This window comes from Aquimarina besae (assembly GCF_042434905.1).
GTDB lineage: Bacteria > Bacteroidota > Bacteroidia > Flavobacteriales > Flavobacteriaceae > Aquimarina.
Genome location: NZ_CP170199.1, coordinates 1,087,419 through 1,108,159, shown reverse-complemented (window position 1 = coordinate 1,108,159; position 20,741 = coordinate 1,087,419). Strand labels below are relative to the sequence as shown.

The following is a 20,741-nucleotide window of genomic DNA, read 5'->3' as shown; positions in this document are numbered from 1 at the left end:
CGTTTTTTTAATCAAAAGTTAATTTGTCATCAAAAAGTAATATTTATTAATCTTTTGGGTTTCTTCTAATGTTAATAACTAAAACACAAACTCAAATGAAAATCAAAAAATCAATTCTAATTTTAAGTACGGCAATGGCTGTATTTGCTTGTTCAGAAAATGAACCAATTTCTGAATTAGAAAATCTGGAACTAGACAGTCAGGTCTTCGATGGCGCTGAAAGGGCTAATTTTGGTAAAGTCGGAACGATCAAAGAAGGATATTACGCAGGATTACCTATTACTTATGAGGCTATTGATGAAGATAATATTTTTGAAGGAGATATAATTCTTCCAAAAGATGAAATCTATACACAAGACATTAATTTTGTCTTAGAGGATGGGCAGGATCCTGCACTAAGCAGAAGTGTAGGACGGACCTCTGGTAGATGGCCTAATAATACGGTATATTATACTATAGCCAGTGACCTTCCAAATAAATCGAGGGTAACCAACGCGATTGCTAGTTGGGAGAATAATACCAACCTTACCTTTGTAGAAAGAACAAATGAATCTAACTACATCTATTTTAGACCTGGTAGCGGGTGTTCTTCAAGTGTAGGAATGATCGGCGGAAGACAAAACATCAACTTAGCTAGTGGCTGTAGTACTGGAAATACTATTCACGAAATAGGTCACGCAGTTGGATTATGGCACGAACAAAGTAGAGCTGATAGAGATCAATATGTTACTATTAATTTTCAAAATATTCAATCGGGTCGAGATTTCAACTTCAAAACTTATGTAGAACAAGGGTATGATGGAGATGAATACACTAGCTCTTTAGATTTTGGATCAATTATGATGTATGGAGCATATTCGTTCTCTAAGAACGGTCAACCAACAATTACCAAAAAAGATGGAAGCACATACTCTGTTCAGAGAAATGCGTTATCGTCAGAAGATTTAAAAGGAATTGATAAAATGTATCCCGATGGTGGTGATGGCGGTGGTGAACCGACTTATGAAAATGGACAATATTACACCGTTTATGGACTAAGAGTATATCGCTATAATGATAAATGGTATTATTATAGCTCTCGAGGATGGAGAGAAGTGGTTTATGTGAATGGTGCTTGGTACTACGCATAATTTAAATATAACTGAATAACAATTTCAAGCCTTTGGTGAACATACCAAAGGCTTTTAGTTTTTAGTTGCAACGAGATTCCCTATTTTTGGTCTGTTATTGAAAATGTAATAATGAAATCACTTTTATCCGTATTATTGGTAATTACTATCATCTTTTTTGGGTGTAAAAAAGAGAATACCACTGTCAAAAATGAGGAAATTGAAATTGTAAAGCTTGATAGCCTATCCAAAGAAAAAGCTAATATAGAACTACTTAAACTTTCTCCAAAAGCTGCTAAAGATCTGGAAAATTTTGAAGACTTTCGGAATCTTAAAAATTTAATATTGTCCTTGAGTGAATCCAACCCTTATTATGTCAAAAAATATGCTGATAGCGTAGATCTCTTAATACAAAGTTTTAAAGAAAATTTATCTGAAGATCTAAAAGTTAACAACATAAAATCTAGAATTGCCGTCTTGACCACAGAATCAGGACTTTTAATGCAACTTACTGAAAATAAAAATCCAGGTCCGCAGCAACTGATGGATGCCAACATAAGATTGTTAACCTCTTATAATAGCTTAATTATACAATTAAATGAATTATCATTGGCTATCCCGGATGATATAGAAAAAGAACTCCTTAGAGAACGAGATATCTTAAGAGATTCTATTTTAGACCCAGAAAAAGAAAACATAGAAATTGAAGAATAATTATTTATGAAAAAAATCTTTGCTATATCCTGCCTTATGATTACGATCATCTGCAGTTCTCAGACCAATAAAACTACTTTGACAGATGCCAAACAAAAAATCAACCATACTTTAGAAAAATGGCATAAAGCAGCAGCTGATGCTTCTTTTGATTCCTATTTTGGACTTATGACTGAGGATGCAATATTTATTGGAACCGATGCTACAGAAAATTGGGAAATGGCTTCTTTTAAAGCATTCTCTAAACCTTATTTTGACAAAGGAAAAGCTTGGAGCTTTAGTACATTAGAAAGAAACATTTTTGTGAAACCCGAAGCTGAGCTCGCTTGGTTTGATGAGTTGTTAGATACACAAATGGGTATCTGCAGAGGAAGCGGTGTATTAGAAAAAACCCAAACCGGCTGGAAAGTAAAGCATTATGTATTGTCTATTGCCATACCCAATGAAAATGTTAAGGATATTACTTTGCTGAAAGAAAAGTTTGATGCCGATTTAATAAATAAATTAAGAAGCAGAAAAAACTAGCATAAAGTTTTACTAAATTCCTTCAAATCTGAATAACATTTGGTAGCGCCGTTTTTGATCAATTTATTTCTATTTCTGTTTCCTATACCTACAAAATCCAAAGATAACTTTTGAGCAGTTTTTAAGTCCCATAATCCATCTCCCAAGGAAACAATATTTGAGAACAATGATGTTTTATAGAACTTTTTTGCTCTATCTATAGCATCGAGAACAAAACCTTCTCTAGGTTCGTGTGTCTTTGAAGTTGCCAACAATAACTCATCGTACCAAATATCACACTGATCTAATTTTAACATAGCTGGTTTGGGCAAAGCTCCAGTAGCGAAGCAAAATGGAACTGAATTATCCCTGAAAAGCTGTATTAAAGATTTGGCTCCAGGAATCTCTTTCACTGGGTCAAAATGATGCATCTCTTTAACTAACTCCTCTTCAAAATCTTTGAGAAGATCTGCCGAAAAAGGCTGCTCAAAATTACGCTCATAATTATAACGCAATGCGTAACTATCCGTGTGGTGCTTATAATTATTATAATCTGTATCGATATCCTTTATTCCCAAATTGATCATTGCCTTAGTCACGGATAACAAATACATTGATACGCTATCTGTTAAAGTTCCATCAATATCGAATATGTATAATGTATCTTTCAAAAGAAATTGTGTTTATAAAGAGTATTGTAAGGATAAAATAAAGTTTCTGCCGGCTCCTGCAATACCAGAAGAGTATGGCCTATATCGCTGATCCGTAATGTTTTCTATAGTCAAAGTAGCTTCAAAGGCTTTAGTAAATTGATACTTAGATCGTACGTTAAGTGTATACCAAGAAGGTGAATACGGATTCCCATTTTCATCACTTGCGTACAAAAAATCATTATTCTGTTGTGATGGTGATAAATCTTCAAAATCAAATTGTCCATTGTAAATGGCAGAAAAGTCAATCATCAATTTGTTATTAGAATACCTTAGATTTGTATTCCCAAACTGAGGTGCTACGTGTCTTGAAGGAGAAATAGATCCGTCGTCAAGTTCTTCTTCTCCACCGGTAAAAGTATATTTTGAAGAAAGATTAAAATTCTTTGCAAAATCATAACTTATTCCAGCCTCAAACCCATAGATCTCTGCATTGGCTGCATTTTGAATCGCTTGTACATTACTTAATTCACCTCCGAATAATATTTCAGTTTCTCCATTCAATGTAAAATCTCTACGCACCAATGCGTTATCTAATTGAGTATAATAGGTTGCTAAATCAATCTTACATTTTTTACCCAGATTAGCTGTTACTCCAATTTCACCATTATAGGCATATTCCGGTTCTAAATCCGGATTTGGCACTACGACAGAACCAGGTTCAGAATCAAAAACTTTACCAACGTCATCAATGTTTGGAGCTCTAAATGCCGTTGAAAAATTTAGCTTCCATTGTAGCATCTCATTTGGCAACCAACTAATTCCGGCTGTTCCTGTAAACGCTTCTGTATCCAAATTAGCTTCGGTAAATGGAAAATCAAAAAAAGTATCCTCAAATTCTGAGTATAAGATAATTCGATTATACCGTATACCGCCCTGAAACCTTAATTTTTCACTTAGCTTACTTTTTAAACTTACATAAGCTGCAATAGATTGCCAGGTAGATCCATCAGGATATCTCGATGGTGCCGGCGTGATTTCATTTGTTGTACTATTTAATTCAGATCCATCAGAAGAAACTTGATTTAGAATATACTCTAAACCATAGTATGTAGTTGTTTTGTCGTCGAATTTCTTTTCGAAATCAAGATTGGCAGAATACGCGTCCACATCTTCTTTTGTTCTTGATAATATGTTATCTCCAAAATCCCGGTCATTTCTACTTTCCTGAAAATTTTGATAAGCAGCAGTAAATTTTACCTTATCATAAAAGCTATTTTTCCACTTATTCGTTAACTGAATGTTTCCCATTAACCACTTCTGCGGACCATAAAACCACTCTGCAGATCTTAAATTACCATTTGTACGACGAATTAAACGATCATATCTAGGATAATCAGATGTTTTGGTATATATAAACCCAGCATTGACATCCCATCTTTCATTAGGTATAAAATGTATCTTCTGTAAGAAATTAATTTGATCATATCCTGTAAAAACCTGCGTTTCAGGGTCATCATTCTGAATAACAGTGTCTACTCCATCAATAGTTTCTATATATTCATTTCTTAAATAATCATTTGGACCGTGACTCCCCATTTTGAGGTCATCAAAATCGGTATAACTTACACTTGTTAAAAATGCCCATTTCTCCAAACCTATATTAAAATCGATATGACCCGTTTTTTCATTACTCGCACTGGCATATCTTGCAATTGCTTTTCCACTCAATTTATTTTTACCGCTAATAGCAAACATTGGTTGAGGAGTATAAAAATTCATTACACCTCCTATTGCATCGCTTCCGTAGACTACGGACCCCGGACCTAGAATTACTTCAGTTCGATCAATAGTAAAGGGATCTATAGCTATAACATTTTGCACATTTCCACCTCTAAAAATTGCATTATTCATTCGTACTCCATCGACTGTAAGTAATAACCTATTAGTAGAAAAACCTCTTATAATTGGACTTCCACCTCCCAACTGACTCTTCTGTATAAATACTTGTCCGCTACTCTGCAATAGATCTGCAGATGTTTGCGGGGTAGAAAAGGCGATCTCATCAGAAGTAATGCTAACAATTTTTTGGGTAACATCCTTCTTGTCTTGTTCCCATTTGGAAACAGAAATTACAACTTCGGATAGCTGGTTTTCATCAATTTCAAGATATACCTTATTACCTGATGCAAGAATCTGAGATTTGGTAAAGGTTGTTTTTATATGCGAAATATGCTCGAAAAATAGTATTTCAGAGGCTGAAAATCCTGAGATATCAGCTATTCCATCAAAATCAGTTAGTACTATTTGGGATTTTGTTTTATTATATATAGTTACACTTGGAATAGGTTGATTATTCGATCTACTGATCACTGTTATACTCTGAGCGGTAATATCAGTGATAAAAAACATAGTGAATACAACAACTATAAATAAGCGCATTACTTAACTAAAAATTTCGTTCAAAATCGAAAATGACTTCGGTTTTCTAAAACCGTGCAAATGTAGTTCAAAATATACTAATAACGTGGTGAGCATTTCATTTCTTACCATTCTTGACATTTTAATATTCATACTCTCTTCAAATGTCGTGCCCAAAAATTCTTTGAATATTAAAACACTATGACCTTCAATACAATAAATATTAGATGCTTCATTTTGAAAACAACCCTCTTGCAAGTTAAAAACAGATAAAGTTATATCAGAGATATCAGGGTAAAAACCTAAATATTGCGTAAGCTTGATTAAAAAAACAATATGAAAATTACTAATATTATTGTGAGAATCTAACCAAAGAAATGTGGTTTCTAAATAATGGAAAAGTTCTTCATTAGCCTCTTCTTCTTGGATTGTATTTTTTAAAACCTCAGAGAGGAAGAAAACCAATGAACTTTTAACAAAATCAGTATGTAGTGATTCGTAAGGCACTAGGATCTTCGCTTCTTTGATTCTTTCCAAGGTACCTTTGTTCTTATGATTGGCTTCAATATCTAATAAAGTCAATGGTTGGAATAAAGAAGATCTTATTTTTCCTCTTTTAGACTTTAATATGCCTTTTAATAAATAAGAACGTAATCCACTGGTTTTGGTAAATAATAGAACTATAAGGTCGCTTTCACCATAGCGCAAAGAATGAATCACTATGGCTGGAGTATTGACAATCATTATCTAACGATCAATAGCTTAGAAACTGTTGTTTCGGTCTGATCTGCTCCTGTTACAAGAATTAAGTAAACTCCAGAAGCTACTCTATGCCTACCAAAAGCAGTTGTATCCCATTGTATACTTCCTCCTTCACTTATCTCTTCGTACACTAAATTACCTTCAATATCAGTGATTTTTACATTAGCTCTACTTGTTAGTCCTTTTATGGTTACACTACCGCTAAACCCAGGTCTCACTGGATTAGGAAATGCCACTACATTATCTAGATTGTTTTCAGGTCCAGTGGCTGTTCCTTTAAACTCCAGTATTCCTTTTCCTGTTGCAAAATAAACTGAGCCCGTAGAATCATCTATAGAAACATCTATAACACTATTTGTGGGTAGCGGAGAATTATCTGCTGTAAAATGAGCTAATGTTTCTTGTCCATCAGGTGAAAAATAGAATACTCCGGATGATTCAGTAGCCACCCACTTATTATTCGACCCATCCACCTCTATATCCGTAATTGCTTGCTCAAACAGAAGTTCTTGAGGGACACCTTCATCATCAAGAATTATAATTTGATTGGTTCTTGGATTACTTTGCTGAAAAACCCCTGAGGTATTAAACAAAACCCTAAGACCTCTTAAAGTACCTATCCAAAGTTGATTATTTCTGTCTACTTCTAAGGCAGTGATATAATCTCCCGGAAGATTAGCCTCTGCTGCGCCGACAAGTTTAATTAAATTTCCCGTGTTAGAATTATAGCCAATTACTCCTGAACTAAAACTTCCTAAAAAAACATTTCCATCTCTATCAATTACTGTATCAGAAAATCCCAGGTTTCTCCGGGGGTCTGATATCAAACTACTTAGGTTGACATCGAAGGTTTGTGTTGATCCCGGAGTAAACCTTTTTAATCCATTATCAACTCTAGAATTACTAATCCATAAATTACCTTGATTATCAAATGTAGACCCGTTAAGAAATACAAAACGATCGTTTTCAAGAAAACTTTCAAATCCACTATTAGAATTGTCATATAAATCAGTTACCTCATTGTCATTAATTTCTAACAAGCCGTCCTTAAGGCTACTTATAAAAACTTGATTTTCATTGTTAGGGTTTACACTGATATGACATAACGAGGTTGCACCTAATACTGCATCATTGGAAATATTAAACCATCCATCCGAACTCAATTTACTAATCCCACGTTGCCTAAGAGGAAATGGGTTAAAAGTAGAATTATACTCGCCATAAACCACCCAAAGGCTATTATTAAATGCTTCAATTCTAAAAGCAAAATTATTTAAAGGTCCTTCTGGAAATGCTGGTGTTTTGGTATCAGAGTTATCTAACTCCACTTCTAATAGACCTCTTAAATCGGTTCCTAAATATGCACGGTTGTTTAATATTGACGCCGAATTAAGAAGAAAAGAATCCTCTGTAGTACTAATTATTGATGCTATTTCCTGATAGTTTGTATCAAACAAGCTAACGCTTTCTGGAGTAACTACTGTTAAACCATTTGAGCTTACGGACACATCCTTTACAGTAAGGTTGGCTGTAATCGTTGTAGTTAATATTGTCCCCTCTAATCTACGGACCAAATTATTATTTTCCCACACCAAAATCTGATCATTAAACAGGGCAATACCGTTATATCCACCTGAAATTAAAGTGGTCCATTGGCTAAAATCGACAAGATTGGGATTATTAACAGCAGCAGTTAATATTCCATTACCAGAAGTTGTTGCATATATAGTATTATTAAATACCGTGGTTCCTGTAACATTGATTTGGGATCCTGCAGGTCCGATAAAAAATGTATCGCCAAACTCCACTCTATCTAAATTAAACTCTACGATTCCAAAACCTGTTGAAACATATAAAGTATCCTGGTTTTCAAAAAAGTGGTTAATTCTTTTTTGAGTTGGGGGAATGGTAGGTTTATCTGCGATATCAATAAACGTTCTTACCTCATCATCAATTATTAATTCTAATAATCCACTTTCATATCCTATAACCGTAATATCATATGTCGTACTATGATAAATTATACTTATAACATCTCCTGACAAGCCATTTACCGTAGAAAACGTCTCAGAAGTTTGCGTATCCGTATCGTAAATGAAAACTGCATTTTCAGAAGCAGCATAGACTTTATTCTGGATCGCATAGGTATCACTAATCTTAAAATAAGAATAATGCCCTGTCCATTGATTACTAAAATCCTGTGAAAAAAGGCAAAATGATAAAAAAAAGAATAATAACAGTTGGAAGTATCGCATAATTTTTTGAGTGGTATTAACTCCGTTTTGATAACACGCTAAAATACTAATTATTGCTTTTAAATAATGAAAAAAGCCGTTCTATTGTAGTTTAGAACGGCTTTCAAAATTATTCTTGACGACTTCTAAATAACCCCTTGCGCTAACATCGCATCAGCAACTTTTACAAAACCTGCAATGTTTGCACCTTTTACATAGTCGATATAACCATCTTCATCAGTTCCATATTCCACACATTTTTCGTGAATATCGTTCATGATCTGCTTCAATTTTTCGTCAACCTCTTTTCTTGTCCACTTAAAACGAAGCGAGTTTTGGGTCATCTCTAATCCCGAAGTAGCAACGCCCCCTGCATTAGAAGCTTTACCAGGAGCAAAAAGAATTTTTGCATTATGAAAAGCGGCTACAGCATCAGAATCACAAGGCATATTTGCTCCTTCGCTAACACAGATACAACCGTTGTCAATTAAAGCCTTCGCATCATCACCATTTACTTCATTTTGTGTAGCACATGGTAATGCGATATCACATTTTTCGTTCCACGGTGTTTTTCCTTTATGAAATTTAGCAGAGGTATATTTATCAACATACTCACTAATACGACCTCTTTTTTCATTTTTAAGTTCCATCACGAACTTAAGTTTCTCTTGATCAATTCCATCTTCGTCATAGATATATCCCGAAGAATCTGAGAGGGTAACTACTTTAGCTCCTAACTGGATAGCTTTTTCTGTTGCATATTGCGCTACATTACCGGATCCCGAAACTAAAACAGTTTTTCCTTCAAAAGAATCATCTTTTAGTTTTAACATATTTTCTGCAAAGTAGACAGTACCGTAACCTGTAGCCTCTGGACGAATTTCAGATCCACCCCAACTTAATCCTTTTCCGGTTAAAACTCCGGTAAACTCATTTCTCAACTTACGATACATTCCAAACAAGAACCCTATCTCTCGCGCACCCACTCCAATATCTCCAGCAGGAACGTCGGTATTAGGGCCTATATGTCTAAAAAGCTCTGTCATAAAACTATGACAAAAACGCATGATTTCGTCATCGGATTTTCCTTTTGGATCAAAATCTGAGCCTCCTTTACCTCCTCCCATAGGAAGGGTGGTTAAACTATTTTTAAAAACTTGCTCAAAGGCCAGAAATTTTAGGATGCTTAAGTTTACAGAAGGATGAAAACGTAATCCTCCTTTATAAGGACCGATTGCAGAATTCATTTGAATTCTGTATCCTCTATTTACATGTATTTCCCCTTTATCATCTACCCAAGGCACACGAAACATTATGGCTCTCTCCGGTTCTACCATTCTTAACAGAATATTTTTACCGTTGTATATTTCTTGTGTAGCTATGTATGGTATTACGGTTTCTGCAACTTCTTGTACAGCCTGTAAGAACTCTGGCTCATGGGTGTTACGAGCTCTTACTTCTTCCATAAATGCATCTATTTTTGCTTGCATATGTTAATAGGATTAAAAGATTCTTATTCAAAAGTTAATTTAACGTGTCAAATATATAATATTATCAAAAATATATATTCATTTTTTTGAATATAATAATTTAACCGATTGCTTGTTCTAAATCCGCTATCAAGTCTTCTACATCCTCGATCCCTACACTTAGCCTAATTAAAGAATCAACCACACCAGTTTTCTCACGTTCTTCTTTTGGGATAGATGCGTGCGTCATACTGGCAGGATGACCAGCTAAACTCTCTACACCTCCTAAAGATTCTGCTAAAGTGAAAACTTTTAGGTTTTCTACTATTTTAATAGCCTCATCGAAATTGCTACCCTTTGTCACAAAAGATATCATTCCGCCAAATCCATCCATTTGTGCTTTGGCAACCTCGTGATTAGGATGATCTTCGAAACCTGGCCAATATACTTTTTCAATCTTTGGATGATTTTTTAAGTACCGAGCAATAGCTTCTCCATTTTCGCAATGACGCAGCATACGAACGTGTAGCGTTTTTATTCCTCTAAGTGCTAAAAAACTATCTTGAGGACCACAAACCGCTCCACTCGCGTTTTGAATAAAATATAAACGCTCAGCAATCTCATCATCTTTTACGATCAAGGCTCCCATCACCAAATCGCTATGACCACCGATGTATTTAGTTGCACTATGCATCACGATATCAGCACCAAGGTCTAAAGGTCTCTGCAAATAAGGGGTTGCAAAAGTATTATCCACGGCCAGCAGAATATTGTTCTTCTTAGATATTTGAGCAATTGCTCTAATATCGATAATATTCATCATTGGATTTGTAGGTGTCTCTACCCAAATTAATTTCGTATTAGCGTTTATATAAGATGCTACTTTATCTGAATTCTCCATTCCAACGAAATGAAACCTGATACCAAAATCTTCAAATATTTTGGTAAATAAGCGATAAGTTCCACCGTATAAATCATTAGTAGAGATCACTTCATCACCTGATTTCAATAATTTAATTACTGCATCAATTGCTGCTAATCCAGATCCAAATGCAAGCCCATATTTTCCGTTTTCGATACTAGCAAATGCATTTTCCAATGCTTTTCTTGTTGGATTATGTGTTCTGCTATATTCAAATCCTTTATGACCTCCTGGTGTCGTCTGAGCATAGGTAGATGTCTGATATATTGGAGGCATCACAGCTCCATATGCTGGATCGTGTTCTTGTCCTCCGTGTATTGTCTTCGTATTAAATTTCACTAGTTTTAATGTTTTTTTAATCGAGTCTTGTATTTTTGACTCATAGAAATCAACATATGTGTTTTTATGTTAAAAAACTGAACAAATGTATGATTTAATTCGTTCTAATCATATTTCAATGAATACCTTTAGTAGATGATTAACACAAAACCCAACACTAAGAGGAAATACATTTTTTTTCTTATCCTCGTTACTTGTTTTTGTAGTTGTGAAACAAATGAATCTTATACTTTTCGGCAACGAACTGTAATGGTTGACGACTTTTTTGATTGTGAAGTCACTGATTGTGTAATCACCGAAATTTTCCTGTTAGAATCTGTGTCTGAAGACAAAATTTCTAAAGATATCAATCAATTAATTGAAAAAACTGCAATATCTATTTTAAATATTGAGGAGGACAATTCTATTACTACTGTAGAAAAAGCAGTGCAAAACTTTAATAACTCCTATCAAGAAATTAAAAAAGAGTTTCCTGAAGAAATCATGCCCTATGAAGTCAGTATTCATTGTGATATCAGTTTTCAAAATGCTAACATCCTGTCTGTCATTATTGACTCTTATTTGTTTGCTGGAGGTGCACACGGGAGTGGTAATTCAACCTATTTGAATATAGATCCTAAAACAGGTAAAAGTATTGAAAACCAAAAAATGATAAAAGACATTAATCAATTTTCAACATTTGTTGAAAAGAAGTTTAGAAAAACACATTCAATCCCTGAAAATGCTTCTATAAACAGTACCGGATTCTTTTTTGAAAATGATATTTTTAGCCTTCCAATCAATATCGGTCTTACTGATACACATATCATTCTTTTATATAATCAGTATGAAATTAGTTCTTACGCGGAAGGACCGATTGAATTGAAACTTGATAAGCAAGAAGTTAAAGACTATTTTGCCTTAAATATACTACAGTGACTTTTTAAGTGCTAAAACATAACCAAGATGGATTCCTTCGTGGAAGTTGTTAAAGTGAATCGCATCTTTTACAGATCTTATTACAAATCCTGTACTTGTTGGATATTCTTGATACTCTTCAAAAACATTAGCTTCTATATCTTTTTCGGTTTGATCTAATGTACTAAAAAGAAGCTCTTTTATCTTTTCTACGTCTTCTGTGCTTGCAAATCCTTCAGCTTTTGTGCCCTTGCGATATTTGTTGACCATTTCATCATCAACCATCAAAGATAATCCACTTAACTTATACACAAGCAGTTGTTGGGTAACAATCACATGAGCAATATTCCAAAATAAATTGTTATTAAAGCCTTCAGGAACTTTATTAAGATCCTCTAAAGAATAGTTGTCCATTATTTTAAGAAGTAATCGTCTATTGGTTCTGGTAATTTCTAATTGATCTTTCATAGCTACTTAGTGAATGTTCTTAATTTTTAGCCAAAAATATGAGTTTTATTGTGAAATGAATTTCCTTTGTGCTGATTTTGACACTTTAAATTACCATCTGTGAAGAAAATATACCATCTATCGACCTGTGATACATGTAAACGAATACTAAACGAGTTAGCTCCTACTTCGGATTTTGTTTTACAAGACATTAAAAACGAATCTATTACCAAAAATCAAGTGGAAGAAATGAAATCGTTGTCCGGCTCTTATGAATCTTTGTTTAGTAAAAGAGCAAGACTTTACAAAGAACGGGATTTAAAAAACAAAGCTCTTACAGAGGATGACTACAAAAATTTAATACTAGAACATTACACCTTTTTAAAGCGTCCGGTAATCCTATACAATGAACAAATATTTATAGGGAATAGTAAAAAAGTAGTAGAAGCTGCAAACACAGCCATGAATGGATAAAAGAACGGTAGCATTATTAGCAGCTTTTGGCGCTAGTTTAATTTATGCCATCAATCACACCTTGGCAAAAGGAGTAATGCCAACTTATATCAAACCTTTTGGTTTTATACTTCTTAGAGTGGTTGGTGCTGCAGCACTGTTCTGGATTGCTTCGATCTGGGCTCCAAAACAAAAAATTGATCGCAGTGATTGGTTGAGAATATTTGGGTGTGCAATTTTTGGAATGGTGATTAATATGTTGATGTTCTTTAAGGGACTTCAATTATCCACTCCAATAAATAGTTCGGTAATGATTACCATCTCCCCTATTTTGGTATTCATTTTATCTGCAATTTTCTTGAGTGAGAAGATAACTTTTCTAAGAACCATTGGTATTTTATTAGGTTTTTCTGGTGCATTAGGGCTTATTCTTTTTGGAGCAGAAGTAAGACAAGATGCTCCTAATATCCCTTTAGGAAATATTCTTTTTATTATAAATGCTGCTTCTTATGCAATCTATTTGGTGTTGGTAAAACCATTAACCGCAAAATATCATTCTTTTACGTTAATGAAATGGTTCTTTCTGATTGGTGTTATCATTAATTTCCCCATTACGATTTCAGAATTTAGCGAAGTACAATGGACCTCACTCCCGTATGATGTGATCTGGAAAATGGTTTTCGTGGTTGTTGGAACTACTTTCTTTACCTATTTATTAAATGTATTCGCACTAAGAACTCTAAAAGCTTCCACCATCGGAGCATTCATTTATCTCCAACCACTATTAGCTATAAGTTTTGCGATGGCTATGGGTGCAGATTCATTGAGTCTGGTTAAAATAGTATCTGCATTATTAGTGTTTTTAGGTGTATATCTAGTCACTAAAACACCTAAAAAATTAACTTAAATCTTTGGGAACCTTTGCAAATTTCCTGGTGTCTTCTTTGGTAAGCACTTTAAAGTTTACGGAGCGTTCTACATTATCCATAAACTGAAGCATTTCTTCAGGAAGAGGTATCAATTTTCGGGTTTTTAGATCTAACCAAGCACCCATCATTTCACATCGCGCAAAATTTTTCCCTTTATGGTCATAAAAATTATGTACGAATTCGAAAAACATTCCATCTTCACTCATGCCGGATAATTCTAAAGAAACTTTGACCGGTTTGCCATAAAAAACCTCTTTAAAATAATAAATATGTTCATAAAATGTAATGGGTCCAATATTAAACTTCGCTAAAAGTCTTTGATCAAAACCCATATCAAATAAAAATGACATGCGGGTATGAGCTGCATATTCTATATATGTTTTGTTTCCTAAATGACGGTTAGCGTCAATATCATTCCATCGAATCTCAAATTCTTTTAAATACATATTACTTAAAGTTACGCAGCAAAAATACAAAAACGCCTGTAATTGGATCACCGGAAAACTTGCCCTAAGAAAATTGAACCTTATACTGGATTCGTTCCTGAAACAAAATAAGACCAGACAGGTTTTGAAAACCTTCGGGGTCTTCTTATTTTAGAACAAAATTTAACCAATGTATATTAAAAGAAATATTAGTTGGGGGATTATTCTGCGATATGCATGGAAAAATGTAATCTTCTTCACACTTTACACTGCCATTATATTTTCGTTGTATCATTTTTTTGAATTAAAATTTATTGATATTCCTTTTCAACCGCTATCTGTAATTGGTATTGCAGTTGCGTTCTATATCGGTTTTAAAAACAGTCAAAGTTATGATCGTTTTTGGGAAGGACGCAAAATTTGGGGTGGTATTGTCAATTATAGCCGAACTTGGGCGAATCAAGTTTTATGCTTGGTCGACGATCACCACGAAACCAAAAAGATATTAATTCACCGACATATAGCCTGGATTAATGCACTACGAATTCAATTAAGACAACCTACGTCTTTCTCTATTAAAGAAAACTCTTCTGTAGAACGGATATTTCATAAACACGGAGAGCGCAATCCCGCTTGTGATGCTACTAAGGCATTCGTTTCGGATCAAGAATATAATGATTTACTTCAAAGAAAAAACGCAGCTACCCATTTGGTAAAAAATCAGGGATTGCATATTAAAGAGCTATTGAAAGCAGGAAAAATTACAGAATTTGATAAACAACTTCTACATTCAGTTTTAGAAGAGCTGTATAATCTTCAGGGGAAATGTGAACGTATTAAAAACACACCTTTTCCTCGTCAATATGCCTATTTCAGCACAGTTTTTACCTGGATATTTGTATTGTTATTGCCTTTTGGATTATTGAGTGTTTTTGAAAGTGAACTCAGTGACATGTCTCAACAGCTACAACCCTGGTTTATTTTTCTAATGATTCCCCTTTCTGTATTAATATCCTGGATTTTTACCACCATGGAAAAAGTTGGAAGCAATAGCGAAGATCCCTTTGAAGGGAGAATAAATGACGTTCCGATGACAGCACTGTGCAGGACTATCGAGATTGACTTAAGAGATATGTTGGACGAGAAAGACCTTCCTGAAAAAGTAAAACCAAAAGATAATATTTTGTATTAATGCCAGTAGTCGAATCCAAATACGTTCCGCCTTATTTTTTTAGAAATGGTCATTTCTCTACAATCTATCCCAATTTATTGAGAAAAGTAACAGGAATTCATCAGAAAAGAGAAAGAGTAGAATTACAAGACGGAGATTTTATTGATATAGATTGGAGCTATGCATCCGATACTAAATCTGGGCAAAAAGTTGCTGTCTTAATTCACGGACTGGAAGGTAACGCTCAACGCCAATATATTGTTGGACTTGCTAAACACTTAAATAACAACGAATGGGATGTGGCTGCGGTTAATCTTCGAAATTGTAGCGGAGAAGTTAATCGATTATATAGATCTTATAATGCCGGAGTTAGTGATGATTTAGACTCTGTTGTCCAACACATCATTGAAAAAGATTATAATAATATCTCTATTTGTGGATTTAGCCTTGGCGGAAATATTACATTAAAATATTTGGGAGAAAGAACAACTCCAGTACAAATCAAATCCGCTGTTGCGGTATCAGTTCCTTGTGATCTGTATGATTCTTTAACTGAAATCAATAAACCTAAAAACTTTATTTACCAACAACGTTTTATTAGAAGTTTAAAAGAAAAATTATACGAGAGACAAGTAGTTTTTCCAGATCAAATCAGTAAATCGGATATCAATGCATGTAAATCTTTAATTGATATCGACAATTTATACACTAGCAAAGCACACGGTTATATAGATGCCATTGATTATTACACAAAATGCAGCAGTAAACAATTTTTAAACGGTATTCAGATTCCAACCCTTATCATCAATGCCAAGAATGATACTTTTCTCGGAGATGCATGCTATCCAAAAAAAGAAGCCGGAGAGAATTCTAACCTATTTTTAGAAACTCCGGATTTTGGTGGTCACGTAGGATTTTATTTACACGGAGGGACATACTACAACGAACTAAAAACCGTAGCCTTTTTACAGAAATGGTAAAACTTCCTAACGTTTTTTAGTTCGTTGTAGTATATTTCCTTCAACAATCTTTAAACAAAACAAATGTTAAGCCAATGTTAAGGTTTTGTATGGCAATTTTCTATCCCTTTATCGAAAATCTTTTTTTTATTTAGATTATTTTAAGAGTTTTGGTCGTTTCCTTAAAGAATCATCAAGGAAACTAAATTATCGCTAACTCAAACTCAATAAAAATGAAAAAAAGTTACAAAAACCTTACTGGGGTATTTGGCTTTGTGCCAAAGAGGTTTGGAAAACTACACATGCTGGTTTTTTCTTCTATGTTTCTCCTTTCTACAGGAGCCTTTTCACAAACAAAAGAGGCTAAAGATCAAATCAAATCGAAAAGTAATATTTCTAAACTTCAACAACTTCAACAACAAAATGCTGAAAAGGCCGCTATTCAAAAAAAAGAAGCAATACAAGCTGCTAGAAGAAATGGTTGGCCAATTAAAACACGCCTGAAAGATGGTACTTACTCCGAATTACAAAGACTTGCATTTGATGGAAGTCCTGTGTACTATACAACCTTTAATGTAGATGCTGCAAGATCTACCAGAACAAATCATTTAAATAGCGGAGGATCTCTTGGACTTAATCTAGACGGTCAGAATATGACCGCTCACGTATGGGATGGTGGTCACGCAAGAGCATCTCACCAGGAATATGACGGTCCTGGAGGAAATAATCGAGTAACTATTCAGGATACTGGCTCAGAAGGTGGCGTCCAACTTAACTTTCACGCAGGTCACGTAACTGGAACGATTATGGCTTCTGGTGTGCAAGCTAGTGCAAAAGGAATGGCTTCTCAAGCAAAAGTAAATGGATATATGTGGAATGATGATGTAGCCGAGGCAACCGCTGCTGCTGCAAATGGTATGTTAGTATCGAATCACTCATATGGTTTTAGAAGCGATTTAGTTCCTGATCAATATTTTGGAGCGTATATCGATACTTCTAGAGATTGGGATGAAGTAATGTTTAATGCACCTTATTATCTTATGGTAGTTGCAGCAGGAAACGATGGTAACCAAAACAGCTACAATTCACAACCACTTGATGGAAATTCTTCTTATGATAAACTAACCGGACATTCTACTTCTAAAAACAATATGGTTGTTGCTAATGCACAAGATGCTAATGTAAATAATGATGGTTCTTTGGTAAGCGTTTCTATTAACAGCTCCAGTAGTGAAGGACCTACCGATGATTATAGAATCAAACCGGATATCACAGGTAACGGTACTGGTGTATATTCTACGTATGCAAGTAGCGATACTGCATACAATAGCATTACAGGAACCTCTATGGCATCTCCTAATGTTACAGGGTCTTTATTGTTATTACAGCAACATTACAATAACTTAAATGGAAATTTCATGCGAGCTGCTACCTTAAAAGGAATTGCACTTCATACTGCTAATGATGCAGGACCTTCTGGGCCTGATGCTGTTTATGGATGGGGATTAATGAATGCAAAAGCTGCTGCAGAAGTAATTTCTGCTAACGGAAACGAGTCTAAAATTGAAGAGCTTACTTTAACTAGTGGTCAAACCTATTCAATCACTGTTGATTCTGATGGAGTTAACCCTCTATTAGCTTCTATTTCTTGGACAGATCGTGCTGGTGATGCAGTAACTGCTACAAATTCCAACGCAGCTGTTTTAGTAAATGATTTAGATATCAGAGTTACTCAAAACTCTACAACCTATAATCCCTACAGATTAACAGGCGTAACAACAAATGGAACTGGTGACAACACCGTAGATCCATATGAAAGAATCGATGTAGCAAATGCTTCTGGTTCCTACACAATTACTGTGACCAACAAGGGATCTCTAGTTGGAGGAAGCCAAGATTTCACACTTATCGTTACAGGATTAACAGGAACCCCAGTAGTTTGTAACGCTACAGTTCCTGCAGGAGTTGGGACTTCCAACGTAGGTTCTGATTCTGCTACCATCAACTGGACTGCAATTCCAGGAGCATCTTTTGACGTAAGATATCGTCAAACAGGTACTTCAACCTGGACTACACAAACAGCAAGCGGAACTTCATCTGTAATTTCTGGATTAGCTGCTACCACATCATATGAAGCACAAGTAAGAAGCAACTGTTCTGATGGATCAACTTCTTCTTATAGCACATCTACAACCTTTACAACTACTGAAATTCAGTTAAACTATTGTGCATCTAATGGAAATAGCACGGCTGATGAATATATTGGTAATGTACAGTTAGGAACTATTAATAATGCATCTGGTGCAGGAAGTGGAGGTTATACAGATTTCACTTCTATTTCTACATCTATTGCAAAAGGTGACTCTTATACAATCACTGTTACACCAACCTGGACAGGAACTGTATATAGTGAAGGTTACAGTGTATGGATAGACTATAACCAAAATGGGGACTTTACAGATGCAGGAGAGCAAGTATGGACTCAGGCAACTACGCAAGCTACACCCGTAAGTGGTACTTTTACAGTTCCTGCAAGTGCAACAAACGGGGATACAAGAATGCGCGTTTCCATGAAATATAATGGAGTACCTACTTCTTGCGAATCCTTTCAATATGGAGAGGTAGAGGATTACACTGTAACTATTGGAGCTTCTACCGGTGATACGCAAGCACCTACAGCACCAACAGGTCTGGCTGCATCAAATGTAGAAGAAACTACATTGACTCTAACTTGGAATGCCGCTACAGATAATGTAGCTGTAACCGCATATGACGTGTACCAAGGAAGTAATCTTTTAGGAGAAGTTACGAGTACTACCGCAAATGTAACAGGATTAACCGCTAGTACAGCATACCAATTTAGTGTAAAAGCAAAGGATGCCGCTGGTAACGAATCCACTTTTAGTAACACAATTGATGTAACCACAGCGGCAGCACCTGACACACAGGCGCCAACTGCACCAACAGGTTTGGCTGCTTCAAATGTGGAAGAAACTACATTGACATTAACGTGGAATGCAGCTACAGATAATGTTGGTGTAACTGCATACGATGTATACCAAGGAAACGCTCTGTTAGGAGAGGTTACTGAAACTACTGCAAACGTAACAGGATTAACTGCGGATACCACATATCAATTTACCATAAAAGCAAAAGATGCTGCAGGTAACGAATCCGCTTTCAGTAACACCGTAAATGTAACTACCGCAGGTGGATCTACAGGGAGTAGTTGTACATCAGGTATTTCTTCTTTCCCATATAGTGAAGGATTTGAAAACACACTTGGAGCGTGGACGCAGTCTACTGATGATGATATTAACTGGTCCGTTGATGCTAACGGAACACCATCTAATGGTACAGGACCATCTTCTGCAACACAAGGCTCTTATTATATTTTTGTAGAAGCCTCTGGTAATGGAACGGGTTATCCAAACAAACAGGCAATCTTAAACTCACCATGTTTTGATCTATCTGGTCTTTCTGAAGCTAGTTTATCTTTTAGCTATCATATGTACGGTGCAACTAATATGGGTAGCATCGCTGTTGATGCGAGTACAGATAATGGAGCAACCTGGACAAATCTTTGGAGTGAGTCTGGTAATAAAGGAAACTCCTGGCTAACAGCTAGTATTGATCTTGGTGCATATGTAGGAGGAAGCGTTCAACTGAGACTTAATAGAATAACAGGATCTACTTGGCAGGCTGATATTGCTATCGATAATTTATCATTAACCAACACTACTGGCGGTGGTGGATCAACAGATATTTGTGAAGGAGTATCAGCATGGTCAAGTTCACAGTCGTACCAACCAGGTGATAGAGTAACGTATCAAGGAAACTTATATGAAAGAACTACTACCGGATGGATAAATCTTGGAGCTTGTGGAACTACAACATCGTTTGCTACAACATCTGATGACCCTCTAGGACCACCAACTCAATTATTATCTGTGTATCCAAATCCGTTAAAAGGAGCAATTCTTAACGTACGTACAGGAAATTTAAATACTGAACAATATTCAATTTATAATATGTTAGGTCAAACAGTTCTAAAAGGAACTTTCTCTAATACTATTAATGTTCAAGGATTAGAAGCTGGAGTGTATATGCTTAAAGTAAATACACGAACTGCCCGTTTTATAAAAGAATAAAATTATAGATAGATAACCTTAATTTTATAAAAAAAGCCCTGAAGCAAGATGTTTCAGGGCTTTTATACACTTACTTTTTTCTATAAAATAAAATATAATATTGCACGGTAAGGTTTAAAAAACATAACTATTACTAGCTATGGTATGGTCATAAGACTAAAGTCAATAATTGATCATAAACATTC

Annotated in this window: 17 protein-coding genes; 9 read left to right on the top strand and 8 right to left on the bottom strand. The window is 35.1% G+C overall.

The features are described from left to right. The first annotated feature begins 95 nt into the window (after positions 1-95). From ACE94K_RS04865 to ACE94K_RS04855, 3 genes are all read left to right on the top strand, one after another. Positions 96-1,130 (top strand): M12 family metallopeptidase, encoded by a 1,035-nt coding sequence (locus tag ACE94K_RS04865; RefSeq protein WP_378180730.1) that lies wholly within the window; start codon positions 96-98, stop codon positions 1,128-1,130. Between the two features lie 111 nt (positions 1,131-1,241). After that, the gene (locus tag ACE94K_RS04860) at positions 1,242-1,823 is read left to right on the top strand and encodes a hypothetical protein (protein ID WP_378180727.1); all 582 of its coding nucleotides are present in this window, start codon (positions 1,242-1,244) and stop codon (positions 1,821-1,823) included. 6 nt (positions 1,824-1,829) lie between these two features. Next, positions 1,830-2,348, top strand: a complete 519-nt coding sequence (locus ACE94K_RS04855; protein WP_378180724.1) for a nuclear transport factor 2 family protein — start codon at positions 1,830-1,832, stop codon at positions 2,346-2,348. Here the strand turns inward: ACE94K_RS04855 and ACE94K_RS04850 are convergent. The 6 genes from ACE94K_RS04850 to ACE94K_RS04825 form a co-directional block, all read right to left on the bottom strand. Then, positions 2,345-2,998 carry an HAD family hydrolase gene (locus ACE94K_RS04850; RefSeq protein ID WP_378180721.1) on the bottom strand — a complete coding sequence of 218 codons (654 nt, stop codon included), beginning with the start codon at positions 2,996-2,998 and terminating at the stop codon, positions 2,345-2,347. The genes ACE94K_RS04855 and ACE94K_RS04850 overlap by 4 nt on opposite strands. 12 nt (positions 2,999-3,010) lie before the next feature. Beyond that, entirely contained in the window at positions 3,011-5,419 is a 2,409-nt protein-coding gene (locus ACE94K_RS04845) for a TonB-dependent receptor domain-containing protein (RefSeq protein WP_378180718.1), read from the bottom strand. A gap of 3 nt (positions 5,420-5,422) precedes the next feature. Continuing rightward, complete coding sequence (gene recO / locus ACE94K_RS04840) at positions 5,423-6,142, bottom strand: DNA repair protein RecO (RefSeq protein WP_378180716.1); 720 nt, start codon at positions 6,140-6,142, stop codon at positions 5,423-5,425. Further along, the gene (locus ACE94K_RS04835; protein ID WP_378180713.1) at positions 6,142-8,415 is read right to left on the bottom strand and encodes a two-component regulator propeller domain-containing protein; all 2,274 of its coding nucleotides are present in this window, start codon (positions 8,413-8,415) and stop codon (positions 6,142-6,144) included. Before ACE94K_RS04835 ends, recO begins: the two co-directional genes overlap by 1 nt. A gap of 125 nt (positions 8,416-8,540) precedes the next feature. Next, positions 8,541-9,884 carry an NADP-specific glutamate dehydrogenase gene (gene gdhA / locus ACE94K_RS04830; protein ID WP_378180710.1) on the bottom strand — a complete coding sequence of 448 codons (1,344 nt, stop codon included), beginning with the start codon at positions 9,882-9,884 and terminating at the stop codon, positions 8,541-8,543. Between the two features lie 100 nt (positions 9,885-9,984). Beyond that, positions 9,985-11,145, bottom strand: coding sequence for a cystathionine gamma-synthase (locus ACE94K_RS04825; RefSeq protein ID WP_378184226.1), 1,161 nt, complete (start codon positions 11,143-11,145; stop codon positions 9,985-9,987). A 228-nt stretch (positions 11,146-11,373) separates the two neighbouring features. On the opposite strand from ACE94K_RS04825, the gene ACE94K_RS04820 reads away from it, so the two are divergent. Then, on the top strand, positions 11,374-12,042 hold the full coding sequence (locus ACE94K_RS04820; RefSeq protein ID WP_378180707.1) for a DUF3298 domain-containing protein: 669 nt from the start codon (positions 11,374-11,376) through the stop codon (positions 12,040-12,042). Here the strand turns inward: ACE94K_RS04820 and ACE94K_RS04815 are convergent. After that, positions 12,034-12,489 (bottom strand): DinB family protein, encoded by a 456-nt coding sequence (locus tag ACE94K_RS04815; protein WP_378180704.1) that lies wholly within the window; start codon positions 12,487-12,489, stop codon positions 12,034-12,036. The genes ACE94K_RS04820 and ACE94K_RS04815 overlap by 9 nt on opposite strands. Positions 12,490-12,588: 99 nt before the next feature. Here ACE94K_RS04815 and ACE94K_RS04810 point away from each other — a divergent pair, with 99 nt between their 5' ends. Continuing rightward, positions 12,589-12,942, top strand: coding sequence for an arsenate reductase family protein (locus tag ACE94K_RS04810; protein WP_378180701.1), 354 nt, complete (start codon positions 12,589-12,591; stop codon positions 12,940-12,942). Then, entirely contained in the window at positions 12,935-13,828 is an 894-nt protein-coding gene (locus ACE94K_RS04805; RefSeq protein WP_378180698.1) for a DMT family transporter, read from the top strand. Before ACE94K_RS04810 ends, ACE94K_RS04805 begins: the two co-directional genes overlap by 8 nt. Here the strand turns inward: ACE94K_RS04805 and ACE94K_RS04800 are convergent. Beyond that, positions 13,820-14,296 (bottom strand): acyl-CoA thioesterase, encoded by a 477-nt coding sequence (locus ACE94K_RS04800; protein ID WP_378180695.1) that lies wholly within the window; start codon positions 14,294-14,296, stop codon positions 13,820-13,822. The two genes, ACE94K_RS04805 and ACE94K_RS04800, sit on opposite strands and share 9 nt — an antisense overlap. 169 nt (positions 14,297-14,465) lie before the next feature. On the opposite strand from ACE94K_RS04800, the gene ACE94K_RS04795 reads away from it, so the two are divergent. The 3 genes from ACE94K_RS04795 (at position 14,466) to ACE94K_RS04785 (ending at position 20,556) form a co-directional block, all read left to right on the top strand. Next, a complete protein-coding gene (locus tag ACE94K_RS04795) occupies positions 14,466-15,467 on the top strand; it encodes a bestrophin family protein (protein ID WP_378180692.1) in 1,002 nt (333 codons plus the stop codon). Beyond that, positions 15,467-16,426: a YheT family hydrolase gene (locus ACE94K_RS04790; protein ID WP_378180689.1), complete on the top strand. Its 960-nt coding sequence runs from the start codon at positions 15,467-15,469 to the stop codon at positions 16,424-16,426. Before ACE94K_RS04795 ends, ACE94K_RS04790 begins: the two co-directional genes overlap by 1 nt. A gap of 212 nt (positions 16,427-16,638) precedes the next feature. Further along, positions 16,639-20,556 (top strand): fibronectin type III domain-containing protein, encoded by a 3,918-nt coding sequence (locus ACE94K_RS04785; RefSeq protein ID WP_378180686.1) that lies wholly within the window; start codon positions 16,639-16,641, stop codon positions 20,554-20,556. The last annotated feature ends 185 nt before the right edge of the window (positions 20,557-20,741 follow it).

Bases quoted from the DNA above. Each gene is read 5' to 3' on its own strand.
- ACE94K_RS04865 (WP_378180730.1), top strand. From the start codon at position 96: ATGAAAATCAAAAAATCAATTCTAATTTTAAGTACGGCAATGGCTGTA.
- ACE94K_RS04860 (WP_378180727.1), top strand. From the start codon at position 1,242: ATGAAATCACTTTTATCCGTATTATTGGTAATTACTATCATCTTTTTT.
- ACE94K_RS04855 (WP_378180724.1), top strand. From the start codon at position 1,830: ATGAAAAAAATCTTTGCTATATCCTGCCTTATGATTACGATCATCTGC.
- ACE94K_RS04845 (WP_378180718.1), bottom strand. From the start codon at position 5,419: ATGCGCTTATTTATAGTTGTTGTATTCACTATGTTTTTTATCACTGAT.
- recO (WP_378180716.1), bottom strand. From the start codon at position 6,142: ATGATTGTCAATACTCCAGCCATAGTGATTCATTCTTTGCGCTATGGT.
- ACE94K_RS04835 (WP_378180713.1), bottom strand. From the start codon at position 8,415: ATGCGATACTTCCAACTGTTATTATTCTTTTTTTTATCATTTTGCCTT.
- gdhA (WP_378180710.1), bottom strand. From the start codon at position 9,884: ATGCAAGCAAAAATAGATGCATTTATGGAAGAAGTAAGAGCTCGTAAC.
- ACE94K_RS04820 (WP_378180707.1), top strand. From the start codon at position 11,374: ATGGTTGACGACTTTTTTGATTGTGAAGTCACTGATTGTGTAATCACC.
- ACE94K_RS04815 (WP_378180704.1), bottom strand. From the start codon at position 12,489: ATGAAAGATCAATTAGAAATTACCAGAACCAATAGACGATTACTTCTT.
- ACE94K_RS04805 (WP_378180698.1), top strand. From the start codon at position 12,935: ATGGATAAAAGAACGGTAGCATTATTAGCAGCTTTTGGCGCTAGTTTA.
- ACE94K_RS04800 (WP_378180695.1), bottom strand. From the start codon at position 14,296: ATGTATTTAAAAGAATTTGAGATTCGATGGAATGATATTGACGCTAAC.
- ACE94K_RS04795 (WP_378180692.1), top strand. From the start codon at position 14,466: ATGTATATTAAAAGAAATATTAGTTGGGGGATTATTCTGCGATATGCA.
- ACE94K_RS04790 (WP_378180689.1), top strand. From the start codon at position 15,467: ATGCCAGTAGTCGAATCCAAATACGTTCCGCCTTATTTTTTTAGAAAT.
- ACE94K_RS04785 (WP_378180686.1), top strand. From the start codon at position 16,639: ATGAAAAAAAGTTACAAAAACCTTACTGGGGTATTTGGCTTTGTGCCA.